Origin of the sequence: Microbulbifer thermotolerans, from assembly GCF_001617625.1 — a bacterium.
GTDB lineage: Bacteria > Pseudomonadota > Gammaproteobacteria > Pseudomonadales > Cellvibrionaceae > Microbulbifer > Microbulbifer thermotolerans.
In genome coordinates, this window is record NZ_CP014864.1 from 1,751,511 (window position 1) to 1,777,052 (window position 25,542).

At 56.7% G+C, this 25,542-nt stretch carries 22 protein-coding genes; 11 read left to right on the forward strand and 11 right to left on the reverse strand.

Annotated features, from left to right (window positions below; genetic code table 11):
* Positions 1-29: 29 nt before the first annotated feature.
* A complete protein-coding gene (locus tag A3224_RS07405) occupies positions 30-1,295 on the reverse strand; it encodes a porin family protein (RefSeq protein WP_067153036.1) in 1,266 nt (421 codons plus the stop codon).
* Positions 1,296-1,976: 681 nt separating this feature from the next.
* Between A3224_RS07405 and A3224_RS07410 the strand changes: the two genes are divergently transcribed.
* Positions 1,977-2,597, forward strand: a complete 621-nt coding sequence (locus A3224_RS07410) for a class I SAM-dependent methyltransferase (RefSeq protein ID WP_067153038.1) — start codon at positions 1,977-1,979, stop codon at positions 2,595-2,597.
* Between the two features lie 59 nt (positions 2,598-2,656).
* The gene (gene msrA, locus A3224_RS07415) at positions 2,657-3,286 is read left to right on the forward strand and encodes a peptide-methionine (S)-S-oxide reductase MsrA (protein WP_067153040.1); all 630 of its coding nucleotides are present in this window, start codon (positions 2,657-2,659) and stop codon (positions 3,284-3,286) included.
* A gap of 30 nt (positions 3,287-3,316) precedes the next feature.
* On the opposite strand, the gene A3224_RS07420 is transcribed toward msrA, so the two are convergent.
* From A3224_RS07420 to A3224_RS07435, 4 genes are all read right to left on the reverse strand, one after another.
* The gene (locus A3224_RS07420; protein ID WP_231902493.1) at positions 3,317-4,168 is read right to left on the reverse strand and encodes a sulfurtransferase; all 852 of its coding nucleotides are present in this window, start codon (positions 4,166-4,168) and stop codon (positions 3,317-3,319) included.
* 63 nt (positions 4,169-4,231) lie between these two features.
* Positions 4,232-5,842 (reverse strand): alpha/beta hydrolase, encoded by a 1,611-nt coding sequence (locus A3224_RS07425; protein WP_082817601.1) that lies wholly within the window; start codon positions 5,840-5,842, stop codon positions 4,232-4,234.
* 5 nt (positions 5,843-5,847) lie between these two features.
* On the reverse strand, positions 5,848-6,465 hold the full coding sequence (locus tag A3224_RS07430; RefSeq protein WP_067153044.1) for a trimeric intracellular cation channel family protein: 618 nt from the start codon (positions 6,463-6,465) through the stop codon (positions 5,848-5,850).
* A gap of 184 nt (positions 6,466-6,649) precedes the next feature.
* Positions 6,650-7,834, reverse strand: coding sequence for an acyl-CoA dehydrogenase (locus A3224_RS07435; protein WP_067153046.1), 1,185 nt, complete (start codon positions 7,832-7,834; stop codon positions 6,650-6,652).
* A gap of 230 nt (positions 7,835-8,064) precedes the next feature.
* Here A3224_RS07435 and A3224_RS07440 point away from each other — a divergent pair, with 230 nt between their 5' ends.
* The 3 genes from A3224_RS07440 to A3224_RS07450 are packed head-to-tail and all read left to right on the forward strand — an operon-like array spanning position 8,065 to position 13,896.
* Positions 8,065-9,513, forward strand: coding sequence for an efflux transporter outer membrane subunit (locus A3224_RS07440; RefSeq protein WP_067153048.1), 1,449 nt, complete (start codon positions 8,065-8,067; stop codon positions 9,511-9,513).
* Positions 9,506-10,753 (forward strand): efflux RND transporter periplasmic adaptor subunit, encoded by a 1,248-nt coding sequence (locus tag A3224_RS07445; protein WP_067153050.1) that lies wholly within the window; start codon positions 9,506-9,508, stop codon positions 10,751-10,753. The genes A3224_RS07440 and A3224_RS07445 overlap by 8 nt, the downstream gene beginning before the upstream one ends.
* Complete coding sequence (locus tag A3224_RS07450; RefSeq protein ID WP_067153052.1) at positions 10,750-13,896, forward strand: efflux RND transporter permease subunit; 3,147 nt, start codon at positions 10,750-10,752, stop codon at positions 13,894-13,896. The genes A3224_RS07445 and A3224_RS07450 overlap by 4 nt, the downstream gene beginning before the upstream one ends.
* A gap of 285 nt (positions 13,897-14,181) precedes the next feature.
* On the opposite strand, the gene A3224_RS07455 is transcribed toward A3224_RS07450, so the two are convergent.
* The 3 genes from A3224_RS07455 to phhA all read right to left on the reverse strand — a co-directional run bounded on the left by A3224_RS07455 (position 14,182) and on the right by phhA (position 17,018).
* Entirely contained in the window at positions 14,182-15,351 is a 1,170-nt protein-coding gene (locus A3224_RS07455) for a cation:proton antiporter (RefSeq protein ID WP_231902494.1), read from the reverse strand.
* Positions 15,352-15,459: 108 nt separating this feature from the next.
* Positions 15,460-15,930, reverse strand: a complete 471-nt coding sequence (locus A3224_RS07460; RefSeq protein ID WP_067153057.1) for an Lrp/AsnC family transcriptional regulator — start codon at positions 15,928-15,930, stop codon at positions 15,460-15,462.
* A 284-nt stretch (positions 15,931-16,214) separates the two neighbouring features.
* Positions 16,215-17,018: a phenylalanine 4-monooxygenase gene (gene phhA, locus A3224_RS07465; RefSeq protein WP_067157657.1), complete on the reverse strand. Its 804-nt coding sequence runs from the start codon at positions 17,016-17,018 to the stop codon at positions 16,215-16,217.
* A 194-nt stretch (positions 17,019-17,212) separates the two neighbouring features.
* Here phhA and A3224_RS07470 point away from each other — a divergent pair, with 194 nt between their 5' ends.
* Entirely contained in the window at positions 17,213-18,661 is a 1,449-nt protein-coding gene (locus tag A3224_RS07470) for a TyrR/PhhR family helix-turn-helix DNA-binding protein (RefSeq protein ID WP_156481444.1), read from the forward strand.
* Positions 18,662-18,815: 154 nt separating this feature from the next.
* On the opposite strand, the gene A3224_RS07475 is transcribed toward A3224_RS07470, so the two are convergent.
* Complete coding sequence (locus A3224_RS07475) at positions 18,816-19,133, reverse strand: DUF962 domain-containing protein (protein WP_067153063.1); 318 nt, start codon at positions 19,131-19,133, stop codon at positions 18,816-18,818.
* 141 nt (positions 19,134-19,274) lie between these two features.
* On the opposite strand from A3224_RS07475, the gene A3224_RS07480 reads away from it, so the two are divergent.
* The gene (locus A3224_RS07480) at positions 19,275-20,498 is read left to right on the forward strand and encodes a CaiB/BaiF CoA transferase family protein (protein WP_067157659.1); all 1,224 of its coding nucleotides are present in this window, start codon (positions 19,275-19,277) and stop codon (positions 20,496-20,498) included.
* Between the two features lie 60 nt (positions 20,499-20,558).
* Here the strand turns inward: A3224_RS07480 and asnS are convergent, their stop codons facing one another.
* Positions 20,559-21,959, reverse strand: a complete 1,401-nt coding sequence (gene asnS, locus A3224_RS07485) for an asparagine--tRNA ligase (protein ID WP_067153065.1) — start codon at positions 21,957-21,959, stop codon at positions 20,559-20,561.
* 1,238 nt (positions 21,960-23,197) lie between these two features.
* On the opposite strand from asnS, the gene A3224_RS16860 reads away from it, so the two are divergent.
* The 4 genes from A3224_RS16860 to A3224_RS16865 all read left to right on the forward strand — a co-directional run bounded on the left by A3224_RS16860 (position 23,198) and on the right by A3224_RS16865 (position 25,099).
* Positions 23,198-23,620: a hypothetical protein gene (locus A3224_RS16860; RefSeq protein WP_156481445.1), complete on the forward strand. Its 423-nt coding sequence runs from the start codon at positions 23,198-23,200 to the stop codon at positions 23,618-23,620.
* 104 nt (positions 23,621-23,724) lie between these two features.
* Positions 23,725-24,006 (forward strand): hypothetical protein, encoded by a 282-nt coding sequence (locus A3224_RS07490; RefSeq protein WP_067153068.1) that lies wholly within the window; start codon positions 23,725-23,727, stop codon positions 24,004-24,006.
* Positions 24,007-24,123: 117 nt separating this feature from the next.
* Positions 24,124-24,669, forward strand: coding sequence for an SF0329 family protein (locus tag A3224_RS07495; protein WP_156481446.1), 546 nt, complete (start codon positions 24,124-24,126; stop codon positions 24,667-24,669).
* A 19-nt stretch (positions 24,670-24,688) separates the two neighbouring features.
* Positions 24,689-25,099 carry a hypothetical protein gene (locus A3224_RS16865; RefSeq protein ID WP_156481447.1) on the forward strand — a complete coding sequence of 137 codons (411 nt, stop codon included), beginning with the start codon at positions 24,689-24,691 and terminating at the stop codon, positions 25,097-25,099.
* A gap of 214 nt (positions 25,100-25,313) precedes the next feature.
* Here A3224_RS16865 and A3224_RS16870 read toward each other — a convergent pair whose 3' ends face one another.
* The gene (locus A3224_RS16870) at positions 25,314-25,454 is read right to left on the reverse strand and encodes a hypothetical protein (protein WP_156481448.1); all 141 of its coding nucleotides are present in this window, start codon (positions 25,452-25,454) and stop codon (positions 25,314-25,316) included.
* Positions 25,455-25,542 lie beyond the last annotated feature (88 nt).

Below are 25,542 nucleotides of genomic sequence, written 5' to 3' on the forward strand. Positions count from 1 at the left end.
CTTGCGTCGAACTCCGGTCCGCTAGCTTATCAGATGTCGACCCTTACGCCCGCCGCGATAAAGTCACCGGAGGATTCCGCCACCCGGTTACTGTCGTCTATACCTCCTTCGATATAGAGGCGTACGTGGGAATTCCACTTGTAGTTAAATCCCAGGAAGTACTTGGCCAGGCGGTATTTATCCCCTGTCACCAGCCCCTCTTCAAACTCGTCGTCGTCATAGGATTTCAGTAGGTTGTGTCCACCGTAGATGGAGTAGCAGTTCAAGGCGCCCCAGGTCCAGCTGACGTAGGACTCAGAGCCGATCGCGTTGAAAAAATTGAGGACACCCATGGTTGAGTTCGGCGGGGCGATTTCATTGTTGTGGGAGCGGTGCCAGTTAAAGGCGGCATACAGCCCTTCTTCCAGGGGGCCCTTACCGTAGGCGATACCGCCGATAAAGGCGAAATCATTTCCGCTTTCGTTAATTTCTTCGTCGTCGCGGATCAGTACAGGAAAGGCCGGGTCGGAAATATCGAACAGCATGCCATCTTCCGTAAAGAGATCCAGGTTCACCCGGTTGTACGCAGTGCCGAGAAACAGCCCATCGCCGATATCCACCGTGTAGGTTAGGGAGGCGCCGCGTGAAATGCCGTACTCGCAGTCATCTGTCGGGCATACGAGCAGTGTGTCCGGTCCCCTGGCATCTTGCACCATATAGTCCAGTTTTCCCGCGTGCGCGGCGTACTGTAGGCCTATTTGAAACTCGCCGCCGAAACCTTTCCAGCGTTTGCGCCAAGTGAGAGCCGCGTCGGCACGCCCAGTACCGGTGACGCCGCCATCTCCCCCCAAGGCAAAGGCACCGCTGGCGAGTGCGCCCGATACGTTGTACCAATCGGTGATATAGGCGATGTCGTAGTAAACCGACCACTGCTTGCCGACACGGAAGTCGCCCCAAAAGTCATGTTGCGCAAACGCGTTGCCGTGACGGATGTAGAGCGGGTCTGCGATCTCGCCGGATTCCGCCTGCTGGTCACCGGATATGACGATTTCCTGATCGGGGGAAACGGCCAGAAGGCCCCACTCGAGAAAGAACCCGACATTCCATTGATCGTACGCGGGCGTCTCCAGTTTTAAACTGAGCCGCGAGGCGCCGTCGATCAGTTCCGTGTTACCGTCGATATTGATTTGATGAGCCGTCAGGTAGCCGTTGATGTGAAGGGATACCAGATCGGATTCATATAGGGGCAGGGCCTTGCCGATCCCTGAAAACAGCAGGCCGCCACAGGCGGGGATAATCCATATACATCTGCGCATTTTGCTCTATACCACTTCCCTGTTGTGTTGTACGGACAATTTTTTATCCGCGTCCTATAGGGTAGATCATCGATGTGTGGAAGGTGGAATGCCGCATAACCAATGTTGAAGCCGCCAGCCGGTACTTCCCCGCGACAAAAGAGCTGCCGTAAAGGCGCGGTGAACAGTTTCTTGTTCTGCGCGACGCGTATTTCGCGACAGATGAAGCTTTGTTCGCCAAAAGATAAAATTGAGCGGATTTGATCGCTGGAATCTCTGTGTTGGGGCATTGAGGAACTATTGATTAATTCTTAGCAGTGCTGTAGTTGCTCTCGGGGCGCTCAGGCAATGGAATGAACATTTGGCCGCAAAGCCTTAATTTAAGGAACCTCTGATTAAGTCACTTTCTGGTGGCAGAGGCGCTTCGGGAGCGGACGTGAAGCTCAGGTGATAGGACGGGCATTTCGAAACCGTCGGATACAGGGATGTATCCGTCGGAGCTACAGGGAAGTGCTCGTGCGTTTTCGAAATGTCCGTCCTATTGCCTGAGCGCCCCGGAAGCTACCATAGTGTCCACGCGAATTAATCAGAGGTTCCTTAAATCCGGAAACAAGTGCATCCCGCCCAGCGGGGACTTTACGCGATCATCAGACCCCCTTAACTATCATCTGATCTCTTTCTGTGAGGAGTCACTGCCAAGTTATGACACAAATAAAATACAGTCGGCGCTTGTTCGGGCTCACCATCCGTCAGAATGCCCATCCGGATATGCGCAGACTGCGGCGGCAGGCCGGGGAGCCGGCACTGCATGGCAACAAATTTTGGAAGAGCAGCTGTCTGATGATGGATTATCTGAAGAAAAATCCATTAAAAAAGGGCACACGGGTACTGGATCTAGGCTGCGGTTGGGGGCTCGGCGGGATATTTTGCGCGAAACATTTCCAGGCGGATGTCACCGGGCTGGATGCAGATCCGAGTGTTTTTCCCTTTGTGGAATATCACGCGGAGCTCAATGGTGTTCAAGTAAAAACCTGGCGCTGCCGCTATGAGCGAGTCACGCGGGTGGATCTGGCAAACTTTGATGTATTGATCGGCACCGATATCTGTTTTTGGGATCAGCTGGAGAATCCCTTGTACAACCTGACCCGGCGTGCGTTACAGTCCGGTGTCCGAAAAGTGATTCTGGCGGACCCCGGGCGCTCTCCGTTTCTGCGCCTGGGGGCGCGCGCGCAGGAAAGACTGGGCGCCGATTTTATTGACTGGGCGGTAACCCGACCGATGAAGGCCAGTGGTTGTCTGTTGATCGCAGGTGGGGACCTTTAACATTTGAGGTGCGCGGTTTTTGTGGCCGGACCTCGCTAACGCTGTAGACAGGAAACGCAATGCAATACGACAAATTCACCATTCCCAGTCCGGAAGAAGCTCTACCCGGCCGAGACCAGCCGATGCCCATCAGCGGCGTGCACTATGTGAATGGGCATACAATGAAGGAGCCTTTTCCAGCGGGGTTGGAAAAAGCGATTTTCGGCATGGGTTGCTTTTGGGGAGCCGAGCGGCTTTTCTGGCAGATAGAGGGTGTCTACAGCACGGCAGCGGGCTACGCGGGCGGAAGTACGCCCAACCCCAATTACCGGGAGGTATGCAGCGGAGGTACCGGTCATGCCGAAGTGGTGCTAGTCGTCTTCGATCCGCACAAAGTTTCCTACGAGGAATTGTTGCGGAGATTTTGGGAAGAGCATGACCCGACCCAGGGCATGCGTCAGGGCAATGATCTGGGCACACAGTACCGCTCTTGTATCTATTGCTTTGGCGATGCACAGCTGGCGGCAGCGCAGGCCTCGGAAGCGCTGTTCCAACAAGCGCTGGAAGAGAAAGGGTTAGGCGCCATCACAACTGAGATCGCAGAAGCGCCTGTTTTTTATTATGCGGAGGAAGACCACCAGCAATACTTGGCGAAGAATCCGGATGGCTACTGTGGCCTGGCGGGCACCGGTGCCTGCTTGCTTCGCTGATGACTGACTATAGGTGCGTACAGTGCTGGATTACTCCGATTGTTCGGTTTGCGGATAGAGCATATGTGCGCACCAATCGCTCCAGCTGCCTGGGTAGAGTAGGGCATCTGTGCGGCCGATCAGATATAGCGAGAAGTAGTTTACGCAGGCCGTGACACCGGAGCCGCAGTAGTTCACCAATTGATCGTCGGCGGGAATATCCTGCCAGTGTTTCCGCAGCTCGGAGCGGCTCTTTAGGCTGCCGTCTTTCCGGGTCACTCCCTGCCAGGGTTTATTGATGGCAGTTGGGATATGACCCGCGATCGGATCAATCGGCTCTTCGATACCGGCAAAGCGCCGGGGATCGCGGGCGTCAATCAATTGCCAGGGCGGGTTGTCGAGGGCGCTGAATATACGCCCGTGATCCAACAGAATTTCCTGGCGTGGAATCGCGGTAAAGTCGCCGTCGTCAGGTCGGGCAGGGACCGTGTGTTGCAGGGGCAGGTCGGCATTTCGCCAGGCGTTCAGCCCGCCGTTCAATATCGCGATGCGATTGTGGCCAAAGTAGTGGAACAGAAACCAAGCGCGGGCTGCGAAGGCCAGGCGGTGATCGTCGTATAACACCACCAGAGAGTCGCGTTCAATGCCTAGGGCGCGGGCGAAGCGCTGAAAGTCTTCCGCGCTGGGCATCGGGTGGCGGCCGCCATAGCGGGCCTTGGGACCCGAGAGGTCCCGGTGCAGGCTGGCGTAATGCGCTCCCGGAATGTGCCCCTTGGCATAGTCTCTGGCACCGGCCTCGGGATCGGCCAAGTCGTAGCGGCAGTCTAGGATCACCACTTTAGAGGATGGCGCTATCTCCGCCAGTTCCCGGACCTCGATCACTTCCTTTGTGTCCATACTCATCGTGTTGCTGTAGTTGTCTTTGATCTTTTTTATCTGAACCGCAAAACGCGCGGCATTCGCGCTTCACTCCGCCTGGCCGTCCACGGCGGGCACAGACCAGGCGCCGTTCGCGGAGCGCTGACCCGCGAGCTCTTCCTCGCGGCAGACCAGGACTGTTTCCCGCTGGGGTTCTCGAGGGTTGTCGAGAAAGCGGGCCGCGGCCTGCTCTGCGCAGTTACTGGCGGATACGACATCGTGCGCCAGTTGCGGGAATAGCAGCCATTGGTGATTGGCTAGTTTGCGCCGCGCTTTGTCGGCATCGTCCGCGCGGAGCACTGGGTCCAGTGCGCCGTGCATCACCAGCACCGGCAATGATGTCTCCACCGGTTGGGATTCTCGTAGCGATGCGGAGGGGATGGCCCAGATACGGCACTGCATTTGAATCAGATCGATGTCGCTGCGCACGGCACCACCCAGAATGCCGCTTTCCGCCGCACTGGCGCGGGCTTTGTCGAAGTCCACAAAGGGGGCTTCTTCATAGCAGAAGTGACTGATGCCAGCTGCGTCACCGAAATAGGGGTCGAGCAGTATCTCCATAAAGCTGGCGACAGCCGCGCGGGCCGGCTCCTCTTCGCGGTTTTCCAGGGCCTCGATCAGTTGGGGGAGGTCGCTGTAGAAGTTTTCATCGTACAGAGCTTGAAACAGTACCCGCAACAGCCTTTGTCCGTTAAGCACAAAGGGGTATTCACTGTCGCTGAATCGGTGTTTGACGGTTACGGTAAGCGGATTTTCATCCAGCGACTGCACCAGGTTTTCCAGTCTCTGCTTGAGATTGGGATAGCGGCTGTTACAGGTTTTGTTTTCGCTGCAGTAGCGCAAACCCCGTTCGTAGGCAGCCAGTGCGTCATCGGCCAGCTGCTGGGTATATTTGATGTCCGGGAACACGGCGCTGTTGAGTACCAGGGCGCGCACGGAATCCGGGTAGTCGCGGGCGAGGGTGAGGGCGTAGCGGGAGGCGTAGGAGACCCCGTAGAGGTTGAGTTTCTCCAGCCCCAGTTGTTTGCGCAACTCCTCTACGTCCCGGGCCACGGTGGCACTGTTGTACTGTGTCAGGTCGGCGATTTTCGACAGGCGGCTGTAGCAGCGTTCCATGCTGAAGGTGAATACCCTCGCTTCCTCGTCCGGTGACAAATTCTGCCGGTATGCAGTATCGGCGTCCTGGATAAATTCATCGCAGGTGAGCCGCGGTTGGGCCATGCCGGTACCTCGTGGGTCCATTACGATCAGGTCGCGGCCGTTGTCGACGGTCATTGCGGCGTAGTTGATCCACAGCCACTCGCTGGCGTTTTCCGGCTCCAGCCCGAGGCTGGCGCCGGGGCCGCCAGCGCCCAGATGCAGCAGGGGTAGTTTGTCGGGGTCGCGCTCCGGGGCGAGAAAACGTACCACTGGAAAGCGAATTGTGCGGTCCGCCGGCTGGGCGTAATTTTCCGGTACCTCCATCATGAAGCACTGGCTTTCCGGCCAGCTGTCATCGGTTTCAAACCAGCAGGCCTTGGGAATCAGGCGGGCAGGGGACACGGCCTGATCCTGAGCCAACTCCCGGTCGCAGGCGGCGAGCAGGAGGCAGATGATAAGAAGAGTAATATTCGCAGCGCGGAAGCGGTTCTCCGCCGGGAAATTCGTAAAAAACTGCATGCCGTTCATTTGTTGCCGAATCGCGCGATGGGCGCGGACAGATTCCAGCGCAATGCCGCCAGGCGTATCGCCAGAGTTACCAAGACTGCCGTGGCCACTACCGCTTCGCCGGGCACCTTGCCGCTGGCTCGCAGCAGCACCAGTGTGGCAGCACCGGCCAGCGCGGCAGTGGCATAGATCTCTCGGCGCAGCAGAAGCGGGATATCGCCTGCAAGGATATCGCGGATCAGACCGCCAAAGGTACCGGTCATTACCCCCATGACAATGGCAATTGTCGGGGAGTGGCCGAGCTCCAGTACTTTTTGGGTCCCGATAACGACGAAGACCGCCAACCCCATGGCATCGGCAACCATGAGAAGGCGCATGGGGACCTGTAAATAGCGGATCAGGTAAAAACTGATTACACCAGTGACTGCGGCGATCCACAGATAGTGCGTATCCTGCAGCCAGAATACTGGAATATTCAGAATCATGTCCCGGGTGGTGCCGCCGCCAGTGGCCGTAACGCAGGCGAGCACCACTGCTCCGAACAGGTCCATCTGTTTGTGCCCGGCGGCCAGCACGCCAGTGAAGGCGAAGACCACGATGCCGATTAGGTCGAACCAGTGGAGCAATTGTTCCATAAGTTTTGGTTTCCGGGGTGGCGACGGCGTTTGTATGTGGCGCAAGGCCGCACAGGTGGGAATTTACGGAGGCGGCGCATACGAGTCCACAGCTGTTTACGTCCATAACGGGCATGGAAAGGCTCGGATGGCCCCCGGTAGTCCGGTTGCCCTCCGAGCGGAGCCTCGGGTTTGCGCCCAGATGTCAGCAAAACGCCTGCAGGCCCGTCTGTGCGCGTCCGAGAATCAGTGCGTGGACGTCGTGGGTTCCTTCGTAGGTGTTGACCGCTTCCAGGTTCATCACGTGGCGGATTACATGGAATTCGTCGGCGATGCCGTTACCGCCGTGCATGTCGCGAGCCACGCGGGCGATTTCCAGTGCTTTGCCGCAGTTGTTGCGCTTGACCAGGGAGATCATGGTGGGGTCAAAGTGTTTGTCTTCATCCATGATGCGACCAACGCGCAGGGAACCTTGCAGGCCTAGGGCAATTTCCGTTTGCATATCGGCGAGCTTTTTCTGGAACAGCTGGGTTTGTGCCAGAGGGCGGTTGAACTGTTTGCGGTCCAGCCCGTACTGGCGAGCCGCGTGCCAGCAGAATTCCGCCGCGCCCATGGCGCCCCAGGAAATGCCGTAGCGGGCTCGATTCAGGCAGCCGAAGGGGCCGCGCAGGCCGCCGATTTCCGGGAACTTGTTTTCTTCCGGTACAAACACATTATCCATCACGATTTCGCCGGTGATGGATGCGCGGAGAGAGAACTTTCCTTCAATCTTCGGTGCGGACAGCCCCTCCATGCCTTTTTCGAGAATAAAGCCGCGGATGACGTCCTCGTCGTCCTTGGCCCAGACTACGAATACATCGGCGATGGGACTGTTGGTGATCCACATTTTCGAACCGGTCAGACGATAGCCGCCGTCGACTTTCTTGGCGCGAGTCTTCATGCCGCCTGGGTCGGAGCCAGCGTCCGGTTCAGTGAGTCCGAAACACCCGACCCATTCACCGGTAGCCAGCTTGGGCAGGTACTTTTCTTTTTGTTCTTCGGAGCCGTAGGCCGAGATGGGGTACATCACCAAGCTGGACTGTACGCTCATAGCAGAGCGATAGCCGGAATCCACCCGTTCCACTTCGCGGGCCACAAGGCCGTAGGAAACATAGTTCAGGCCCGCGCAGCCGTAGCCCTCAATGGTCGAACCCAGCAGACCCAACTCGCCCATCTCGCGCATGATTTCGCGGTCAAAGATTTCGTGGCGATTGGCCTCCAGGACACGGGGCATGAGTTTGGTTTGGCAGTATTCGCGCGCGGTGTCGCGCACCATGCGCTCTTCGTCGGTGAGCTGGCGGTCCAGCAGGAGAATGTCGTCCCAGTGGGCCAGGGGCTGATGTTTACTCATTGTATTTCTCGTCTACTTCCAACTTGATTGCGGCCGCTGTGTGACCGTTCAGTTTAGTGTGGCGCATCATACCTAAGTAGAGGCCACTCGGCACGGCCGGATTGTCTCAAGCCTCACCCCCCGAAACGTAAACAACCGTAAATTACCTTGCGGGCGCAGGGGTGTTTCCGATAATAAGCGCAAAAATTTTCCAAGATCCACACTAATACAGATAATTTGGTGGTATATCTTTGCGATTTCATCGGTTAATTGCGCTTTGTCTGCCGCTACTCACCGCTTGTGCCTCCCCGACTCTGCCTCCGGACTTGGCAAAAGAGAGTCTTGGCCTGCCTGATACCTTCCGCGCTTCCGGCACTGAAATGGCCGAAATACGCTGGTGGCGGAGCTTCAATGATCCGCAGATGGATCGACTGGTACTGCTAGCACTACAAGACAGCCCTGACCTTCAGGCCACTCTGTGGCGACTGCAACAGTCGGCCGCCGCCGCGCGCGGCGCGCGCGCGGGGTTTTGGCCGCGGCTGACTGGCAGACTGGAGAACACGGAGCAGCGTCGCGCGGATGGTGACTTTGATTTCGAGGGCAGTGAGAATGAGGGCAACACCTGGAGCGGGCGTCTGGCGGCCAGCTATGAGGTGGACCTCTGGGGCAGGGTGCGCGCCGGCAGTAAGGCCGCCGAAGCGGACTACCTGGCCCAGGAGCAGAATCTACAGACTGCCGCACTCAGCCTTGCCGCGGAAGTATCCATTGCCTGGTTGGAGCTGCGTGAACAGTGGGGACAGCGGGATCTTTTGGCGCAGCAGCTGGAAATCAACCGACAGACACTGCAGGTCTTGGAGATGCGTTTTGGCCGCGGTGTTTCCGCCGCCGCTGACGTGCTGCAGCAGCGTCAGCTGGTACAGCAATCCGAGCAGGAGCTGCAGCAGGCAGAGGCGGATATAGAGACGCTCAAAGTGCAGTTGGCGGCCCTGCTGGGTATCAGTGTTCAGCGGCTCGAGCCTTTGGTACAAACCGCTCCGGGAATGCCATCTATGCCCGCGCTTCCGGACACAGGTGTGCCTGGACGCCTTCTGTTGCGTCGCCCGGATGTGCAACAAGCCCAGCGCGAACTGCTCGCGGACTACTACTCGGCGGAGCAGGCCTGGGCGGACCGCCTGCCGGTGATCAGCTTGTCCGCCGTGGCCTCGGGCGGTGGCCCGGCCATCTCGGATATCGTCGACGACTGGCTTCTGACGCTCACTGCCGCCGTCGAAGGCGTGATCTTCGACGGAGGGCAGTTGGCCGCTGCTCAGGAACAGGCGGATGCGGCACTGCAGGAGCGCTGGGCCCTTTACCGCGGCACCGTGATTCAGGCCCTTTCCGAAGTGGAGCAGGCTCTTATCCGCGAGCAGGCGGTGCTCGACCGCTTGCGTCATCTGCGCGAGCGCGAGCGGCTGGCGGACATGATTGTGGAACGCCAGCGGCGCAACTATGCCCGCGGTACGGTGGATTTCCTCAATGTGTTGACCGCCACTAATTCACAACAAAGTCTGGCGCGGCAGATACTGACCGCCCAGCGAGAACTGTTGGAAAACCGGGTAACGCTCTATCGCGCGCTCTCCGGCGGTCTTCCGTGGGAAGACCTGCCCGCGGCGGAGCCGGTGGAGTTGGAGCTGTACCGGACGGGGGAACTAGATGCTTAAGCAGTTGAAACGGTTGAACTGGAATTTTGCCCTGCCCATCGCGCTGATTCTGCTGGCGGTATTGATCGCCAGCTGGTTGTTGCGGGATAAGCCCACCATGAGCCGCGGCGATCGCAAGACGCCGCCGCCCACGGTGGACACAGTGGTGGCCGAGCGGGGACAGTTTCCTTTGACGGTCACGGGGCTCGGGCTGGTTACCGCAAGGGAAACGGTAGAACTGCAGCCGCAGGTGGAAGGCCGTGTGGAGTGGATCGATTACGGACTGGGACCGGGCTCAACCCTGGAGCGGGGTCAACCGTTGCTGCGCATTGAAGCCGAGCCCTACCAACTCGCCCTGCAAACAGCGCGTAGCACACTGGCCGAGCGCCGCGCCGAACTGCAGCAGGAAGAGGGCCAGCGGGCGGTGGCACAGGAGGAGTACGCCTTATTGGGGGCCACCTTGCCGGAGGCTGACCGGGCCCTAGTGCTGCGCGAGCCGCAACTGGCGGCAGCCAGGGCGCGGGTGGATTCGGCGGAAGCTCAGGTGCGCCTGGCCGAGCGGGATCTGCGCCTCACCCGCATCACCTCTCCCTTTACCGCTCTGCTGGTGAGCCGCAGTGTGGATGTGGGGGACCGCGTGGCCCCGGGCACGGAGCTCTATACCCTAGCCGGCGCCGAGCGTTTTCAGATCGAGGTGGAAGTGCCGGCATCCCGCTTGCGGTATGTCAGCAGCCCGGACACCGAAGTGCGTATCCGCGGCAGCCAGTGGCCGGAGGACCAGTATCGGCAGGGCGACTTCGTGCGTGCCATCCCGGTGCTGGAGGAGCAGGGCAGACTGGCGCGGGTGCTGGTGGAACTGAAGGATCCGCTGGCGATCGATGATCCATCCCAGCCGCAACTGCTGCTCAATGATCTTGCCCAGGTGGAAATCACCGCGCGTACAACGTCCGATAGGGTACGGGTACCGCTGACCGCCGTGCAGGATGGAGATGTGGTGTGGATAGTTCAAGGCAACCGCATCCAGATACGGCCGGTAAATATCGAGTACCTAAGTGATGACTACGCGGTGCTCGCCAGCGGCCTCCGCGGCGGGGAGCGGCTGGTGACCACGCGCCTAACCACGGTGACCAGCGGCATGCCGGTCAGGGTTGCCGGTGAGGAGCCCGTGCAGCGCCCGGAGGCGCTAGGTATGCGTGCGCCTGGAGCGGAAGGTGAGCCCCGGCAGAGACAGATGCCGCCGCAGGGAAGGAGGGGGGAATGAATCAGGCCAAGCTCTCCAAATCTCCGGTGGATACCCGCACCGGCGCTATCGCCTGGATGACGCACAATCACGTCACCGCCAATTTGTTGATGCTGGTGTTTATCCTCGGCGGTTTGCTTTTCTCTCTCACCATTAAGAAAGAGGTCTTCCCCGAGTTCAGCCTGGACACCGTCACAGTGAGCATCTCTTACCCAGGGGCCAGCCCCGCGGAGGTGGAAAGAGGCGTGTTGGTGGCCGCTGAACAGGCGGTACAGGGAATCGTCGGCATCAAGGAAATGCGTGGTAACGCCTCCGAAGGCAGCGCCAGCCTGACCCTGGAGCTGGAGGAGGACGCCAATGCCAACCAGGTTTACCAGGATGTGCAGCAGGCGATAGATCGGGTGACCACGTTTCCATCCGATATCGAGCGCCCTCAGGTCAGCCTCGCCGAACGCAAGCGGGATGTGATGGATCTGGTGGTCCACGGACATCTCGATGACCGCACCCTGCGCGATGTTGCCATGCAGGTGTACGACAAGCTGGAAGCGCACCCGGATATTACCCAGCTCGAGGCCTCCGGTGTACGCGATTTCGAGGTGGCCATCGAAGTGAAGCGCGACGATTTGCGCCGCTACGGTCTCTCGCTGCCGGAGGTCGCGCAGCTGGTGGGCAATGCCGCGGTGGATGTGCCGGCCGGCGGCGTCAAATCGGATGAGGGGGGGGAGATTCTGGTCCGGGTCACCGAGCGGCGCGACTGGGCGCGGCAGTTCGGTGATATTGTTGTGGCCCAGGGCTCCGGGGGTGGCGCTGTCTACCTGCGGGATATTGCGCGCATTCGCGACGCGCTGGTGGATGAGCCGCGCAATATGCTCTACAACGGCCAACCGGCGGTAGGTATTGACGTATATCGGATCGGCGATCAAACGCCGATGAGTGTCAGCGAGGCTGTACGCGAAGTGCTGGCGGAGTTGGAAAGCACACTGCCGCCGGGCGTGCACGTGACCATCCGCGATGACGATTCACTGGTGTTCAAGGAGCGTTTATCGCTGCTGCTGAAAAACGCTTTTGTCGGTTTGCTGCTGGTGTTTGTCGTGCTCGGAGCCTTTCTCGAGCTGCGCCTGGCCTTCTGGGTGACGCTGGGTATTCCCACCAGTTTTCTCGGCGCGCTGCTGTTTTTACCGGGGATGGGTATCTCGGTGAATATGGTCAGTATGTTCGCCTTCATCATCGCGTTGGGAATTGTGGTCGATGACGCGATCATTGCCGGTGAAAACATTCACGAATGGCGCAGCCGCGGTTACAGTAACCTGCAGGCGGCCATCGCGGGCGCGCGCCAAGTGGCGGTGCCGCTGACCTTTGCGATTCTCACCAATATTGTCGCCTTTATTCCCCTCATGTATTTGCCCGGCTTTATGGGCAAGATATTCGGTGTCATCCCCCTGGTAGTCGGTTCCGTGTTCGTGATCTCCTGGGTGGAAGCTCTGTTTATTCTTCCGGCGCACTTGGCCTATTCCCGCCGTGGTTACCGCAAAGGCTGGGCGCGCCGTGTCGCGGCGCGACAAAAGCTAATTGCGCGGGGATTGGACCGCTTTGTCGAGATGCGCTTCAAGCCGTTACTGGATTTGTGTGTGCGCCACCGCTACACCTCAATCGCTGTGGCGATCGCTGTTTTGCTGGTGGTGGGCGGCTACGCCGCCAGCGGGCGCATGGGCTTTACCCTTATGCCCAAGGTGGAACGGGATTCCGGCCGGGTTGAGGTCACTTTTCCTCCGGGTATCGCCGAGCAACAGCTGAACAGGGCGCGCAGCCAGATTATGGCCGCAGCGGACCGGGTGCTGGCGCAGAGGGAGCGCGACAAGGTATTTCTCGGAATGCGCGGACTTGTCCGGGATAACTCGGTGGTGGTGGATGTTTATCTGGTGCCTTCGGATCAGCGGGATTTCACCACCGGAGAATTCGTGCGCGATTGGCGCCGCGAGGTGGGGATCGTGCCCGGTGCGCTCAGTTCCAGCTTTGCCGCCGACCGCGGTGGGCCCGGTGCGGGCGCCGCGCTGACAGTGGAGTTGCGCCACACGGATACAAATGTACTCGAAGAGGCGGCACAGCGGCTGGCACGGGAGCTGGAAGCCTTTCCCGCAGTGAGCGATATCGATGCGGGTATTTCCCTGGGCAAGCAGCAACTGGATCTGACACTCACCGAAACTGCCAAGAGCCTGGGACTTAGCGCGGAGGATATCGGGCGGCAGTTGCGGGCCTCCCTGTACGGCGCCGAGGCGATGCGTCAGCAGCGCGGCCGCGATCAAGTCAAAGTGATGGTACGCCTGCCCGAGGAGGAGCGAGTATCCCTGGATGATGTGTCCAGCATTATGATCCGTGCTGGCAATGGCCTGTGGCTGCCGCTGCCGGACCTTGTCGAAGTGGATAAGGGCCGCGCCTATGCCACCATCAGCCGGCGCGAGGGGCGCAGGGTAATGACGGTCACCGCCAATGTGGATCCGCCGGATCAGGCCGCATTGGTCATCAATGAACTAAACCGCAGTGTGGTGCCTCAGCTGCAGGCGGAGTTCGCGGGGCTCACGATTTCCTATGAGGGGCGCCAGGCGGACGAGCGCGAGGGACTCGCCTCACTGGGCTTGACCTTCTCTCTGACGATCGCCGCACTCTACCTCTTGCTGGCTGTTCCTCTGAAGAGCTATATCCAGCCTCTGACCGTGATGGTAGCGATTCCCTTTGGCGTTATTGGCGCACTACTGGGACACCTGGTGATGGGCTATGGCCTGAGCATGGTGAGCCTGCTGGGGATGGTGGCGCTGGCCGGTGTGGTGATTAACGATACGCTGGTGATGATTGAATACGGCAACCGTTTGCGGGAGCAGGGTGTCGATATCACTAACGCAATCAAACAGGCTGCAGCACGCCGATTCCGCCCGATTATCCTCACTACGGTGACCACTTTCTGCGGCTTAATGCCGATGATTTTTGAGACATCGGTACAGGCGCGATTTATGATTCCAATGGCCATCTCCCTAGGCTACGGCATACTGGCGGCGACCGCCATTTCCCTATTGCTGGTGCCTTGTCTGTACCTGATGTTTGCCAAGGATATTCCGCAGTTTTTCGGCCTGTTGCGCAATGGCAGAAAACCGGCCAAAGCGCGGGTCTAGGGAACCTCTGATTAATTCGCGTGAACGCTTTGGTTAGTTCCGTGGCGCTCAGGCAATAGGATGGCCATTTCGAAAACGCACGAGTACTTCCCTGTAGCTCCGTCGGATACATCCCTGTATCCGACGGTTTCGAAATGGCCATCCTATCACCTGAGCTTCTCATCTAGCTCCAAAGAATTTTTACCGTCGGGAAGCGAATTAATCAGAGGTTCCCTAGCGCTGCTTATCCTGCCCGCCGGTTACCTTCGGTCCGGCGGGTTGGGTTTACCTCCTGTTCTTTAATCCCTAGTCTCTGCGCAATTCGTCCCTGATGGCAATGGGATTGGGGAAATTCAGCACCACAATGTAAGAAGAGGCCAGAAAGGTCAGGATCGCCGTGGCCTGGATCAGGTGCGAGGCGGCGCTCCCGATCAGTTGTTGTTTAAAAGCGAGGAAGGCAATCAGCAATGAAAATTCGCTGATTTGCCCCAGTCGAAAGCCTATGTCCCAGGCCAGCACTTTCTGTTCGCTTTGGTTGCCCAGTAGGTAGCGGAAGACCAGCGGCTTAATCGTCAGCACCGCTGCGGCTGTGGCCAGAGCGGGAAGGGCGATTTCCGGCACCATCGAAAGTTTGAACTGGGCCCCGAGGCTGAAGAAAAACATGACCAGAAAAAAGTCTCGCAAGGGTTTCAGGTTGAGTGCGATGTATTGGGAGATAGAACTGGTAGCGAGGCTAATACCAGCGATAAACGCACCAATTTCCCGCGATAGTCCCAGTACTTCCGCCAATTCCGCCAGCCCCATGCACCACCCTAGCGCGAGCAAAAAGACATACTCGTGAAAGCGGTCAAAGCGGGCGAAAAGAGGACGCAGCGGAAACTTTACGAATAACCAGGCCAAAACGAGCAGTAGGGGCAGGGCAGCGAAGGAAAGGATCAGCCGTGCAAAATCCACCGCACCGGCGCTGCCGGAGAGCAGTATCACCAGGCAGAGGATGGCGGCAAAGTCCTGAAACAGTAGCAGGCCAACCATCAGCTCTCCCAGATACTTGTGGTGCAGAACTGTGGTGGGTAGCAGCTTGATGCCGATAATTGTGCTGGAAAACATCAGTGCCATACCGATTACCCAGGATTCGATATCGGTAAAGCCGAACAGCCGCCCAATGGCAAAGCCGAGGACAAGAAAGAGGGTACAGCTGGCCAAACCTACCACCGTGACCTTGCGTAATACGGAAGCCAGGGCTTTTGGCTGCATTTCCAGCCCGAGTAGAAACAGCAAAAAGACAATGCCGATGCTCGACATTTCCGCCAATAACTTGACGTCGCCTACAACGGCCAGGCACGAAGGGCCGAGCAGTACGCCCAGGGCAATGTAGGCAACCAATAAGGGCTGTCGCCCGTAAAGAAACAGCGAAGCGACAATGGCGGCGCCGGTGAAGATCAGAAAAAATGACTGAAAAAGAGTTTGTTCCGCCACTAGACATCCCTTGCCGGTGGGCATTGCACCCCGTTGTGGGGCGGGCCGGAACGCGCGCTTTCTTATCCCGTGGTGGTTAGCTGCAGGGGGACCCCTCAGCGGCGCGCGCTACTCGACCGGTGGTATCGGTAGTTCCGTTGTGCTCTTAATTTGCTCCAGTGCGAAATTGGACACAATATCGCTGATCCCCACATGCTGGATCAGCTCTTTGTAGAAGCGGTCATAGGCGGCGATGTCCCTGACCACAATTCGGAGCAGATAGTCATAGTCGCCGGCCATGCGGTAGCAGTCCACAACTTCCGGCAGTTTTGCCATGTGGGCGGCGAAGGAATCAGCCCATTCCGGAGTCTGCTGGCCAGCCTTGACCTGTGCGAATACCGACACTGGCAGTCCCAGGATTTCGGCATTCAGCAGTGCTACCTTGCGACGGATAATTCCACTCTTTTCCAGTTTCTGTATGCGCCGCCAGCAAGGGGTTTTGGTCAGCCCCACACGGTCCGCCAGTTCTTCTATAGAGAGGCTGACATCGGACTGAAGTATGGCAAGAAGTTGTCGATCAATGGCGTCGAGTAAGGACATGGTTCCACTAAGCTCCCAGAAGTCGGGGCCGTGCATTCCTTAGTGACGTTCGCAGCGCCGTCAATGGCGCGGTACCCCTGTGAAAATACCCGATTACTTAGAGTCAGCGCCGCCCGGTACCCCCTCGGGGGTGTCTGGGCTCACGCGGTACTCACTGGTGTAACGATAGGCTCCGATTGATCGTGCCGGTAGCGCAATGTTGCCGCGGTATCCAATTGGGGGGGGGGCAAATTGAGATGGGAGTGGCCGAAGCCAGCTCCCGGGGAAAGACAAATCGTTATCGCTCAGGCGGCATCCTTGGGCGGGAAGCGGGGCTCGAACAGCCCCAGCTCCATGGCCTGCCGCACCATTGCCATTAAGTCGCTCTCGGTCAGTTGCTGCAGCTGTTGCAAATCATTGAGCACATAGTAGATGGGCTGCACTATATCGATGCGGTAGGGGGTGCGCAGGGCATCCAGCACATCGAAGTCGTAGCGCTCGGGCTCGTCGCCGAGGGCGTAGAGGGTTTCCTTTGGCGAAGAGAGGATTCCGCCACCGTAAATCCGCAGCCCCTTATCGGTATGCAGCAGGCCGAATTCCACCGTAAACCAGTAGAGGCGGGCCAGGAAGGCGCGTTCTTTAGGGGTCGCTTTCAAGCCCAGTTGGCCATATTTTTGCGTGAAGTTGGCGAACGCCGGATTGGTGAGCATGGCGCAGTGGCCGAAGATTTCGTGAAAGATATCCGGTTCTTGCAGGTAGTCGAACTCTTCTGGGGTACGGATAAAGGTAGCCACAGGAAACTTGCGCTCCGCCAACAACCGGAAGAAAGTTTCGAACCCGATCAGTGCGGGAACCCGTGCCACTGCCCAGCCGGTTTCACGCTTCAACACCGAGCTGATTTCGTCCAGTTGGGGAATGCGATCACGGGGCAGATCCAGCAGCTCCAGGCCGCGCAGATATTCGTCGCAGGCGCGGCCGGGAATCACTTTGAGCTGGCGCTCGATCAGGCGCTGCCAGGTATCGTGCTCCAAATCGGTGTAGTGGATAAAACCCTTTTCATCCGGTTCACGGGCCACATATTTGCTGGGTTTCTTGGCGTTTTTGGTCATGGCTTTGTACTCCCGGCGGCGGTCCACCTGCGGGCGGGAAGACCGGGTGGAGGCGCGCCGCTCTGTCTTTGTTGTTATCTATGCGTCTATTTTTAGGGCGTAGTGGGCTCTACGGGGAGAGTTGCGGGGCTTTTCTTGTGAGATGAGTGCCGCCAGCGCTACACTTTTTGTAAATAATTATTGCCGGGTGCACGGTGAGAATTGAGATAACTTGCGCCAATCGAGTCGGTATTTTGTCGGAAATTATGGATATTTTCGGTGAATACCGAATAAACGTAACTTCTGGTGAGCTGGGTGGAGACAGTGGGGACAAGGTCTATCTGTCGGCGCCGGGCATGCTGGCTACTCAATACCAAACCATTGAGAAATCCCTGTACAAGGTGCCGGGTGTGCAACGGGTGAGGCGCATTGCGCTGATTCCATCGGAACGGCGCAACTTCGAGCTGGATACCCTGCTGCGCCATGTGGCCGATCCCGTGCTATCCGTGGACCGGGAGGGGCGGGTGGTCGCCGCCAATCTGGCCGCGGCGCGGGCTTTCGGGGTCAACCTGGACCGGGTTCCCGGTCTGCAGTTGCAGCGTTTCTTGCCGCTGATGCAGGTAGCGGAGCTATTGCGCGACTTCACTGTGCCCCGGTACGGCTTGCCGGTTGTGGTGCGCGGTCGCTCTTACCGCATGGACTGGGCGCCCATCGCACTCGCCGACGGTGGCCATTGCCCCGGCAGTCAGCTCGAGGCAGTGGACTCGCTGGCCGGCGCGGTGTTGACGATGCAGCCCTGGGGCTCGGGCCAGCCCCTGGCGGAACAGCCTCGGCCCGCGGCGCTTTGGGACTTTGGCGAGCGTCGGCAGACGTGTCTCCAACTCCAGGAGATGGCCACCCTTGGCTCCCCCCTGCTGATCGCTGGCGAGTGCGGTAGCGGCAAGAGCACATTTGCCGCTGCCCTGCATTACTTGTCCCCTTTGGGGACAAGTGGCGGATGTTACCGCTGTACCCCCTGCGAAGGCCGCCTGCAGCTCCCCGCGAGCTTGCGCGCCCCGGCCACCTTGATACTCGAAGACCTGCACCACACCAGTGCCGAGGCGCAAGTCGCGCTGGTGCGGAATCTTTGGGATCTGCCGCGAGAAATAAGGCTGGTGGCGACTTGTACCACAACGGATCGCCTGCAACCGGTGCTGGTGCAGTTATTCTCAAGCCTGGCGCTTCGCCTGCCACCGTTGCGTACCATGCGTCCGTCGCTTGCGCGTTTTGCCGCGGCCATAGTGCGGGAAGAGACGGCAGCCGATGGCGGGGCCGATCCACTGCCAATCCACGAGGATGTGTTGCCCCTGCTGCGCACACACGACTGGCCGGATAATTTCAATGGCCTGAAGGATTACCTGTCCGTCGCTGTCCGTCGCTGTAGGGCGCGCGGAGGCGATCGGGTTGAGCCCGAGGATCTGCCCGACCTGGCGGTGAGAGCGGAGCTACCCTGGCGGAACTGGGGGCGCGGACTCAGTTATCGGGAGATGATGGAGCAGGTGGAACGGGCGCTGTTGACCGACTTGGCCGCGGAACAACCATCCGCCCGCAAGCTCGCCAAGCGTTTGGGCATATCCCACACGGCGGTGGCCAATAAATTGCGTAAATACGGAATTTTTAAGTAGGGGAGGAGAGCAAAAATGCTTTTGCACGACGCCAAGCACTTTGCTGGATAGCGCACTGCATCCGTCGGTTTCGAAAAGTTTATCCCATCACCAGGGTTTTTCATCTTACCCCGGAACTTCTTTATCGACAGAAAGCCATTGAATCAGAGGTCCTCTAGCGGGCTATCCGCCCCAGCAGCATATCTTTAAACATCACGAAATCTCCCCACAGACTGTAGAAGGGGTTTTTGAAGGTGGCCGGCTTATTGTGCTCAAAAAAGAAATGCCCAATCCAGGCAAACCCATAACCGGCAATGGGCATGGCAGCGAAGAGTAGCAGTTCGCCAGTAACCAAGGCGGTGGCAAAGAGCAGGATCACTAAGCCAGTGCCGACAAAGTGCAGGCGGCGGCAGATTGGGTTACTGTGCTCTTGCAGGTAAAAGGGGTAAAAGTCGCGGAAGGATTGGAATTTTCGCGGTTGCGCTGTGGTCATGTCACAGTTCCTTATTGTTATAGCTTGGGTGAGTTTACGGCTATTCGCGTTTTAAGTTCAAATCGGGCGGCGTCGGTTCAAATCTGGTAGGCTGCGCAGGTTTCTCCCACGGGGAGAATGGGCAAGCTAAAAGAGGAAATTATGGCAGGTCCACTCGCACACCTGAAAGTTCTCGATCTCAGCCGCATACTGGCCGGCCCCTGGGCCGGCCAGGTGTTTGCCGATTTCGGCGCCGAAGTGATCAAAGTTGAACGCCCTCAGCGGGGAGATGACACCCGCCACTGGGGCCCTCCCTACCTGAAGGACGGGAAGGGCGTCGATACGGATGATGCTGCTTACTATTTGGCCGCCAATCGCGGTAAAAAGTCCATCACCGTGGATATAACCACTGAGGCGGGGCAGAAGCTGATCAAGGAGCTTGTTCAGCACTGTGATATTGTGCTCGAAAATTACAAGGTGGGCGGCCTGAAAAAGTATGGCTTGGACTATGACTCCCTAAAACAAGTCAATCCGCGCATCATTTACTGTTCTATCACAGGCTTCGGTCAGACAGGTCCCTACAAGAATCGAGCTGGCTACGATGCCATGATTCAAGGCATGGGCGGTTTGATGAGTATTACCGGTGTGCCCGAGGGGCAACCCGGCGCCGGCCCGCAAAAAGTGGGGGTGGCGGTTGTGGATCTGATGACCGGTATGTACGCGGTTTCCGCAGTACTCGCCGCAGTGATTTACCGCGATAAAACTGGCGTTGGCCAGCATATTGACCTGGCCCTGCTGGACACACAGGTCGCCTGGCTGGCCAACCAGGCACAGAACTACCTCACCTCCGGGGTAAGCCCGGTGCGCCAGGGTACCGGTCACCCGAACATTGTTCCCTACCAAGCGGTGCCCTCCCGAGACGGTTATTTTATGCTCGCGGTGGGTAATGACGAACAGTTCAAGCGCTTTTGCCATATCGCCGGAATAGAAGAGCTGGCCAAAAATCCTGCTTATGCCACCAATGCCGCTCGGGTGATGGCGCGGGAACAGTTGATGCCGCTGATTGAAGAGGCGACCCGCAAGCAGGACTCCGCCTGGTGGCTGGAAAAACTCAGCGATGCCCATGTACCCTGCGGCCCCATCAATACGCTGGAGGAAGTCTTCGCCGATCCGCAAGTGAAGGCCCGGGAGATGGTTGTCGAACAACCGCATCCCAAAGCAGGCAGGGTAAAAACCGTACGCAATCCGGTTTTGTTTTCCGAGACCCAGCTGGAGTACGAGCAGGCGCCGCCGTTGCTTGGTCAGCACACCGAGGAGGTGTTGCGAGAGCTGCTGGGTAAAAGCGATAGCGAGATCGCTCAACTGAAAAAAGGCGGCACTGTTTAAGTGATGGAGTGACGCTTTCTTTCAGAATAAAAAAAGCCCCGCATTTGCGGGGCTTTCTGATTAGAAGGCCACATTTTTGGGTGTGCGCGGAAAGGGAATCACATCGCGGATATTACCCATGCCGGTCACATAGGCCACGATGCGGTCGAAACCGAGACCGAAGCCGGAGTGGGGCACAGTGCCGTAGCGGCGCAAGTCGCGGTACCAGTAGAGATGCTCTTTGGGAATGTTCATCTCCTCCATGCGCTCATCCAACTTCTCCAGCCGCTCTTCGCGCTGAGAACCGCCGATGATCTCGCCGATGCCCGGTGCCAGCACATCCATGGCTGCCACTGTTTTGCCGTCATCATTCATACGCATATAGAAGGCTTTGATATCCTTCGGATAATTCATGACGATGACAGGCTTCTTGAAGTGCTTTTCTGCCAGATAGCGCTCGTGTTCCGAAGCCAGATCGATCCCCCAGGATACAGGGAACTCGAACTTCTCCCCGCATTTTTCCAGTATCTCGATGGCATCACTGTAGTCGATGCGCGCAAAGTCGTTCTCGATGATGTTTTCCAGGCGGGAAATGGCTTCTTTGTCGATGCGCTGAGCGAAGAAGGCCATATCGTCGGCGCGCTCCTCAAGCACCGCCTTAAAGATGTATTTGAGCATCTCCTCAGACAGATTGGCCACGTCTGCGAGATCGGCGAAAGCCACCTCCGGTTCCACCATCCAGAACTCTGCCAGGTGGCGGGTGGTATTGGAGTTCTCCGCGCGGAAAGTGGGGCCGAAGGTATACACCTTTGACAGCGCCAGGCAGTAGCTCTCCACGTTCAGCTGGCCGGACACGGTGAGGAAGCTCTCCTCGCCGAAGAAGTCCTTACTGAAGTCCACCTCGCCTTTGTCGTTGCGCGGCAGATTTTGCAGATCCAGGGTGCTCACCCGGAACATCTCGCCCGCGCCCTCACAGTCAGAAGCGGTGATGATCGGCGTGTGTACATAGTAAAAACCGCGCTCATGGAAAAAGCGGTGAATGGCCTGGGCAATGCAGTTGCGCACCCGCGCCACGGCGCCGCTGACATTAGTGCGCGGGCGCAGATGGGCGTGCTCGCGCAAGTGCTCCATGGTGTGGCGCTTGGGGGACATGGGGTAGGTGTCCGGGTCCTCGACCCAGCCGACCACCCGAACCTCACTCGCCAGCAATTCAATGGCCTGACCCTTGCCCTCGGAGGGCTTGAGCGTGCCGGTAATATCCACTGCACAGCCGGTAGTCAGGCGCAGCACTTCCGACTGATAGTTGGGTAGGTCCGCCTCGACCACCACCTGAATCGGGTCGAAACAGCTTCCATCGTGCACGGCCAGGAAAGACAAGCCCGCTTTGGAATCGCGACGGGTTCTGATCCAGCCCTGCACGCGGGCCTCACTGCCCTCGCGGCCGCTGGATTTCAACAGGGAATCTACGGATTCAACTTGCATGTATCTGCTCTTAACAATGGTTCTTTTGGGGGAGGCATCCCCTAGGTTGTTACGCTGCGCATATTGACGTTTTGGCGCTGGGAAATCCAGTCCCCAGGCAGGGGGAGCGGGACGTAGATCGGCGTGGCTGCGTACAAGGTTAAAACCGACCGCAACTACGCCCAGCAAGTCAGAATCAAGCCTTCCTGTGGCGTGTCCACCTTGGACTCCTCACGCCTGCGCACCGATTCTTGCGGAGGAGTGGTACTTAACGCTGGGGGAGAAGATCCCGGACGCCTGTTGATCTTCAAGTACGGGTGGCGTCAGCAGCCCCGACAGGACGATCTGCCGCGGAGTCTATTTCCTGAGGGTGCCATTGTTAATGAAATCAGATAAAACGCCGCACCCAATGGGTATAGGAGCGCTTGATCTTAAATATTAAGCCGTTCTGAGGAAATACGTAGCTGCACACTGTTTAAAAAATGTGCTGGCGAGTATCTAGGGGTGAACGTCATCCATGATCATGGTAGAGATCTTGGGAACTGTTTTTATATGCAGCGCTGTTGCAGGAACGGCTATGTCAAGCTTGTGTTCAGTAGCCAGTGGCTCTTGTTCACCGATGAGCATCCGCTAAGTTATTGACTTTAAAGGACATAGTGATAAAACTTTGAGCTGCATAAACAAAAAATAACTGAGCATCAGGCCCCTTTAACTCCTGAATTTAAAGAGAGCTGTAAGTTATCTAATTGATTTCAATGAAGGTTTTCTAGAATGTGGCATTGCGCGCCTGTGAACAAGGGCCAATATGATATAGAGCCGGTGGCTTGTGAATAAAATTGTTAGATTTTGTCGACAACGGGGCGGTCGGCTTTTTGATGATACAGAGATCTTAATACTGTATGGAAATACAGTAAAGAAATAATAAACAAATGGGATAGTGGAAACACTTCTAAAAGGAAGATGGCGAGCAAAAACTTTTTATGTTACCGTGAAGCGCAGCTTACGCACGCAAGCACACGTGGTTGCGGACGTAAGCCTCACTTCACGGCAAGGCATTTTGTCGCATCTACTATCCCTTCCAGTAGTAACTTCACCTCCACACAGTTCGTTAAGCTTTGCTTACGCAGAGGGAAAATAGTCTGGAGGTTACTGAAAGAAATGGCGATCCTATTGGGCTTAAATCTAACAAGACGCGGAAAGAGTCCCCGCAAAAAACGCGGCGCTCTTTCGCTATTTCGTTAATGGGCAGGAGCAAGTAAGTGGCAGCAGAAAATAAAGAAAGCTTCATTCGGTGGCAAGGTATTACGCGAGACTACTTTTCGTCCGTATCCAATCTTGTGCTTGGCTTATCTACAGGTCTTCTGGCATTTATAGTTTCTGGTTTGGTTGGAGCACAACCTGCTAGTCGTTGCTTGCTTATTTTCGCAACATGCTCAATGGTCTTATTGACTGTTTCAATTGGTCTGGCTGTTTGGTGTGCCATCAACGGCCTCCGGGATTTTCGTGCTACCACGCAAATTGCACGTTCCCGCTACAAAGATGAGCCAGTAAGGTCCAGTGACCGGCAAGAAACCAAAGCGCTGGGAAACTTGTCGTGGCGTTTGTTTTGGTGGCAGATGGTTTTATTTGGTATTGGTGCAGGTGGGGTAGCCATTACGATTATCGTGCAAATGTGGTCATAGCCAATGCCCATTAACAAGGCCAGGCACAGCGACGTCTTTTCTGTTGCGGCTTCGCCTCCACTACAAAGCCGCGCGTGCTGGCGGCGTTAAGCAATGAGGGAACTATGAAGTTTTTATTGTCCATTCGGAAAGTAGTAGAAACTGATCTGAATAGAGATTGTCCATTTCCCCCTGATGATGTTGAGTATGAGGCTCACTTCGAAAAACTCATATCGGAAATAGAATCAATCGAGGAAATTCAAAGCGCCAAAAGAGACGGAAATGGTATTTATTTGGTAAGTGAAATACCAAGTGTTCCTGAATTGCTGAGTAGGCTAAAAGGCATATTTAGCGAAGAGTTCTGTTACCTACGCTTAGAAGATGCAGTAGAGCAAGAAATCGCTTAACGAGCAGCGGCAGAGCGACAGCCAATACTACGCACCTTTTGTGTCACTCGCTGTCGCTCAAACATTAACACAAAAGGCGCTCCGCGTCGGCTGCGCTGGGCGTTAAATGGCATAGTCATGCAATGGAGTAAACGAAAGAAAAAAGTAGAAGAATTCTTCTCTCATACAGTGCGTGGAAGAGTCGAATTGCGTTCTACTCATTATCGAGGAACCCATGATGAAGAGGGGCGTGGGTATATTACATTCGATAAATATGAAATATGGAGCATGTGCACACTTTCATTCTATTCGATCGAATACGAACGAATTGATGAGATAGTAGCCCGTGAAGGAATAACCCCATATGAGGCTCAGAAAATCGCTCATGAAGAGCTTGCCTCTGAAGGTAAGTTTAACCAATACACCTACTATGATTCGCTAGATGATTACTGTAACAACTCAATTGATACATCTATGGCGTCGGATAACGTCCTTATAAGGTGCCTAGCAATGCTAGATTCTCGGCTTGGCAAGCGTAGACTTCGAAGCCAGGATCTTTCGAATGAAAGCCCGAAGGTAGTTCAGTTCTACAAAATCCGCTGCGAGTGCGAAGGTATGCCATTTAACAAATCAATCAACTTCGCGCTTTCGGCGCCGGACGCGCTAAAGCGCGCCGGTTATTGAGGCGTTATATGAGGTCAGCTTGAAGGTATTTTGTTTATTAACCTTTACGCTTTTTCTTTCAGGTTGTGTTGTCTATCCGGTAAGGTATGTTTCAGAACCTAGGTATGAAGTTTGGATTAGTGGTGATGAATTCGAAATCGTCAGAATTACTTCGGCACTAGATGCTAAGGCTGGAACATGTGAAGGTGGAAAAGTATTAAGCCTTGTAGCAGATAGATTTGTTTCCGAACCAGAATATGGATGGCTAAAAGCGGCTTATTTTGTTCCAGTAGATTCGTATAAGCCAATTAAAATATGCGCAGTTGGTGCGGGTGGTAATACTTACTACTGGGAGGAAAATATAGGTGTGTTTGGCAGCGAATACCCTAAGTTGTGGAAGTTTCAATGCAAGGTAGTAAATGAGCGGCTTAGCTGTAAAAAAATCACATAACAATACGTGCCAGTCGGACAATTTGTTCCGTGGATCTTTTTGTGCTGGCGACACAAAATGAAGGCTACTGCATATTCAGCCCGCCGTTGCCAAGGCGTGCTATTTGGGTAAGTAATCTCAGAGTATTGTGTGGAATTGCGTCAAACAGTTTTGTTGTGGCGCAGCATTCCTTCGCAGAAGCCCGCGATGGTATTTTTCAAGGAAAGGTAAAATTTTAGGAGGTGATCGGCGGAGATAGATAGCGCTCACAGTCGCGAATGCCCTGTGCCCAACGTTTGCCGAGCTTTTCACAGGTATTACGCACCGAATGTTCGGCGCCAACCAAGGATTTGAAGCGGCTTTCGAAGTTGAACAAAATTGGACACCCACCAATTGAAAAATTGATGGGAAAGTTGCTGCATATTCAGTCCACTATTGCCAGAGCTTGCTATTCGGGCAAGCAG

Coding starts and splice junctions, on each gene's coding strand:
- A3224_RS07420 (WP_231902493.1), bottom strand. CDS start 4,168: ATGAGTATGGACACAAAGGAAGTGATCGAGGTCCGGGAACTGGCGGAG.
- A3224_RS07460 (WP_067153057.1), bottom strand. CDS start 15,930: ATGTCCTTACTCGACGCCATTGATCGACAACTTCTTGCCATACTTCAG.
- A3224_RS07430 (WP_067153044.1), bottom strand. CDS start 6,465: ATGGAACAATTGCTCCACTGGTTCGACCTAATCGGCATCGTGGTCTTC.
- A3224_RS07410 (WP_067153038.1), top strand. CDS start 1,977: ATGACACAAATAAAATACAGTCGGCGCTTGTTCGGGCTCACCATCCGT.
- A3224_RS07445 (WP_067153050.1), top strand. CDS start 9,506: ATGCTTAAGCAGTTGAAACGGTTGAACTGGAATTTTGCCCTGCCCATC.
- A3224_RS07435 (WP_067153046.1), bottom strand. CDS start 7,834: ATGAGTAAACATCAGCCCCTGGCCCACTGGGACGACATTCTCCTGCTG.
- A3224_RS07475 (WP_067153063.1), bottom strand. CDS start 19,133: ATGACCACAGCGCAACCGCGAAAATTCCAATCCTTCCGCGACTTTTAC.
- A3224_RS07490 (WP_067153068.1), top strand. CDS start 23,725: ATGAAGTTTTTATTGTCCATTCGGAAAGTAGTAGAAACTGATCTGAAT.
- A3224_RS07450 (WP_067153052.1), top strand. CDS start 10,750: ATGAATCAGGCCAAGCTCTCCAAATCTCCGGTGGATACCCGCACCGGC.
- asnS (WP_067153065.1), bottom strand. CDS start 21,959: ATGCAAGTTGAATCCGTAGATTCCCTGTTGAAATCCAGCGGCCGCGAG.
- msrA (WP_067153040.1), top strand. CDS start 2,657: ATGCAATACGACAAATTCACCATTCCCAGTCCGGAAGAAGCTCTACCC.
- A3224_RS07405 (WP_067153036.1), bottom strand. CDS start 1,295: ATGCGCAGATGTATATGGATTATCCCCGCCTGTGGCGGCCTGCTGTTT.
- phhA (WP_067157657.1), bottom strand. CDS start 17,018: ATGACCAAAAACGCCAAGAAACCCAGCAAATATGTGGCCCGTGAACCG.
- A3224_RS07495 (WP_156481446.1), top strand. CDS start 24,124: ATGCAATGGAGTAAACGAAAGAAAAAAGTAGAAGAATTCTTCTCTCAT.
- A3224_RS07425 (WP_082817601.1), bottom strand. CDS start 5,842: ATGCAGTTTTTTACGAATTTCCCGGCGGAGAACCGCTTCCGCGCTGCG.
- A3224_RS07480 (WP_067157659.1), top strand. CDS start 19,275: ATGGCAGGTCCACTCGCACACCTGAAAGTTCTCGATCTCAGCCGCATA.